The 3,887-nt window shown below is 43.7% G+C and carries 3 protein-coding genes; all 3 read right to left on the bottom strand.

Annotation, left to right across the window (positions count from 1 at the left end; all coding sequences use genetic code 11):
• Positions 1-22: 22 nt before the first annotated feature.
• Positions 23-472 carry a GNAT family N-acetyltransferase gene (locus Q0F90_RS08020; RefSeq protein ID WP_296004572.1) on the bottom strand — a complete coding sequence of 150 codons (450 nt, stop codon included), beginning with the start codon at positions 470-472 and terminating at the stop codon, positions 23-25.
• 69 nt (positions 473-541) lie between these two features.
• Positions 542-2,086: a ClC family H(+)/Cl(-) exchange transporter gene (locus Q0F90_RS08015; protein WP_296004569.1), complete on the bottom strand. Its 1,545-nt coding sequence runs from the start codon at positions 2,084-2,086 to the stop codon at positions 542-544.
• 380 nt (positions 2,087-2,466) lie between these two features.
• Complete coding sequence (gene fucO / locus Q0F90_RS08010; protein ID WP_296004567.1) at positions 2,467-3,618, bottom strand: lactaldehyde reductase; 1,152 nt, start codon at positions 3,616-3,618, stop codon at positions 2,467-2,469.
• Positions 3,619-3,887 lie beyond the last annotated feature (269 nt).

Raw genomic sequence — 3,887 nt, 5'->3', positions numbered from 1 at the left:
TATCGAGCATATTGAGACCTCCTTATCGTTTTTCCATATACACAAAGGATAATCCCGTCTCATCTTGCTCTTCTTTAATGGCTTTGTATCCCATTTTTGTATACAGTTTTATATTGATCCAGCTTTTCGTACATGTATATAGCACACGCCTAGTTGGACTGCATTGTTCATCTACGAACTCTAATAACTTCTGCGCCAAACCACGCTGTCGATAGTCTGGATGCACCATCAATCGTCCCACATCAACGAAACCATCGTCGTATTTATAGCGAATGCCGCCGATGATTCGGCCCGCATCATCTACCATTTTATAGGTAAGCCACTGGTTGAAAGCAGCTTTAAAATCAGCTTCAGACTCCATCAAGGCCGGCACCATTCGGCTGCCGATCATCTCCGCTTCGCTTTCAAAGGAAAGCAACTGCAATCGATACAGTTCTAATATATCTGACTCAGTAGCTTTTACAATATTCATAAACGACTCCTATTACATCCCACGTACCAATGATTATCGCTAATTGTAAATCATTAATATTCAACATAACTAATTAGATTGGAAAAATTCCTTAGCCGCCTTCAATCGTCCCCGTTCACAAGATACTTGTAGTTCGTCGCCTGGTTCAAGTTTCACGTCTCCTAGCGGTACGATATAGGTACCATTTCGGCAGATACTTACAATCAATGTACCGTCCGGCAATGCCAAGTCTTGTAACTGCACCTCTGTGTAGTTTGCCACCACAGGCACCTTCGTTTGAAAGAAGGTTTGCACCGATTCTAAATTGCTTTGACCACTCATGGCTTGTAACAAGGAATCGTAAATCGGTGGTTCTTTTAAAAGCTCCGCCACGAGGTAAGCCACTAATGTAACGATACCGATGGCGTAAATATTGGAGAAGCTATTCGTCATTTCAAGGACGAGCAAAATCGCCAAAATCGGCGTGCGCATAGCCGCTGCTAACATGCCACCCATGGCACAAATGACGAATTGCGGTACAAAGTCAGGAGAAATAAGGCCTAACGTTGAAAGTACGCTTTCACAAAAGGCACCTGCTGACGCACCGATAACAAGCATGGGCAAAAAGATGCCCCCTTGGGCACCACTGCCATAACAAAAGGTAGTGAGCAAAATCTTGCCTAATACGATGCCCCCTAGGAGCAGTACACCGTGAGATTGAAAGGCAAGCTGGCCTACAAGATCATTGCCACCGCCCAAGAGGAGCTGGGAATCAAAGCCAATGGCCGCCACAGCCACAAAGGTAAGGGCTAATTTCAAAAATCTCGAGCATTTAAGCCACTCAAAGAATTTCTTGAATGCAAAAATCATGCGGCAGAAGAATACCCCACAAAGCCCCATAATAACACCTATCACGAGGAGTATTGGGAAGTATTCAAGGGGAACCCCAGAGGTTACGGTAAACCCAAGAGCAGGCTCAAGACCGAAAAGGCTGACCGTAATGTAATTTGAAATCAAGGTGGCCACAAAAGTAGGCACAACGAGGTACGGATAAAAGCTTTTATGCACCTCTTCAAAGACGAACATCGCCCCCGATACAGGAGCACTAAAGGCAGCCGTTAAGCCTGCCCCTGCACCAGCAGAGGTCAAGATGCGCTGCTCACGAAGGCCAGAATTCATCCAGTACGATACGATTTTCCCGGCAGAACCACCGATCTGTACAGCTGGTCCTTCTCGACCTACGGAGAAGCCCGCAAAGCCGGTCAGCACGCCACCGATCATCTTAGACACTAGCGTCCGATAAGGCTTCATATCAAAGAGGCCTAACATCTCCCCTTCGATTTGCGGAATCCCAGAGCCCCCAGACAACGGTGCCCATGTGAGCAATCGATCTACGATAAAGGCAAAAACAACCATTGCTACGAGCCAACCTAATGCCCATTCTAGAGTAATCCCATCCATCAGTTGCCAACGCAAATGCTCGGATTCTAAGATTAAATAGCGATAAGTAGCACCACAGAAGCCCGCCACAATACCAACGACGGCACCCTTTGCGATGAGCTCTGTTAAGAGCATGCGATTCATGGACATATCTGCCAAGGTAGAACTGCGCTTATTAAATTTCCATAATTTCATAAGATGTCCTCCTCGGCATATATAACGATCATGTACCTAATCAGATTGCTATTATCACTAATCTTTGTAATCTTAGTAGTAATAAATTAACGGATGAGCAATCCTAACTCCTATCTAACTAAACTAGTATCTTTCCGAATTATGATCTAGTCTAGCAATTATCTATTCATACCCTTAGTATACTTATGTAAATTATGATTTTCAAGAAATGATTCAACTGGATACTATATAAACTCACAACCATAAAACTATATAAACCACAAAAACAAAACTAGACATCTCTACAGCAAAGAGATGTCTAGTCTTGTTTAGCAAGTGTTTATTGATGTAGTCTTTACATGATCGGAGGCATGCGAACTGTGTAGAATCCTACTTGGTTGTTAGTAGATGGATTCATAGATGCCAATGATTTCTTCAAGGGATGCATCACGCGGGTTACCAGGTGTACATGCATCGTTGAAAGCAGATTCAGCGAGGAATGGAATGTCTTCCCGTTTTACGCCTGCTTCGCTAAGGGATTTAGGAATACCTACGTCGTCAGCTAATTTTTGGATTACATCGATAGCTGCTTGCCGATAGGTTGCTTCGTCCATAGCGTCTACATTAGGAACGGCCATTACGCGAGCGATTTCACGATATTTTTCGCCTGTGGCAGGAGCATTGAATTTCAATACTGCTGTTAAAAGCATAGCACAAGCCTTGCCATGAGGGATATCGTACACCGCACTCAATGGATGAGCCATGGAGTGAACGATACCGAGACCAACGTTGGAGAAGCCCATGCCCGCAATGTATTGACCTAAGGACATAGCTTCACGACCTGCGTAATCGCCAGCCACAGCACTGCGCAAGGAACGACCGATGATTTCGATAGCTTTCAAATGAAGCATATCAGTAAGTTCCCACGCACCTTTAGTAATGTAGCCTTCTACGGCATGCACGAGGGCATCCATACCTGTAGCCGCGCAAAGACCTGTCGGCATAGATGCGGACATATCAGGATCCACGATAGCTACGATTGGGATGTCATGAGGGTCAACGCAAACGAATTTACGATTCTTTTCAACGTCTGTAATAACGTAGTTGATAGTAACCTCTGCAGCCGTACCCGATGTAGTCGTAACAGCGATGATTGGCAAGCAAGGGTTCTTAGTAGGCGCCAAACCTTCAAGGCTGCGCACATCGGCGAACTCAGGGTTCGTAATAATAGTAGCAATCGCTTTACTTGTATCGATTGAGCTACCGCCACCAACGGCTACGATAACATCGGCGCCAGCTGCTTTACAAGCATCAACGCCAGCCGTTACGTTTTCGATAGTAGGATTTGGTTTAATGCCGTCATAGATTTCATAATCGATGCCTGCCGCATCAAGCAAATCTGTTACCTTAGTAGCTACTTTAAATTCAAATAAATCTGGCGTAGATGTAACGAGGGCTTTTTTGAAATGTCGATTCTTAATTTCGTTCACAATCTCCTGAATCGCACCTTGTCCAAAATAGGACGTACCGTTCAACATAATTCTGCGAGCCATATACTTCACTCCTAACAAAAACAAACTATACAAATATACAATAAAAAATAAACCGACAGAGAATAACTTTACTTATTAATTCTCTATCGGTTTATTAAAATCCTTGATAGCTCGTTATGTATACACTATATATTTTTATACAGAATGTAGAGTATAAATGTATCACACCTTACAGTGCAAACTTACCTCCATGTAGACTATAAATATATCTCTATCTTACAGTCCTCTGCTCATTTTCATAAGCAAGATTCGTTTCACAGATTCATCGA

The organism is uncultured Veillonella sp. (assembly GCF_934190855.1).
Classification (GTDB): Bacteria; Bacillota; Negativicutes; order Veillonellales; family Veillonellaceae; genus Veillonella.
This window is presented reverse-complemented; position numbering and strand designations above follow the sequence as displayed.

Coding starts and splice junctions, on each gene's coding strand:
- Q0F90_RS08020 (WP_296004572.1), bottom strand. CDS start 472: ATGAATATTGTAAAAGCTACTGAGTCAGATATATTAGAACTGTATCGA.
- Q0F90_RS08015 (WP_296004569.1), bottom strand. CDS start 2,086: ATGAAATTATGGAAATTTAATAAGCGCAGTTCTACCTTGGCAGATATG.
- fucO (WP_296004567.1), bottom strand. CDS start 3,618: ATGGCTCGCAGAATTATGTTGAACGGTACGTCCTATTTTGGACAAGGT.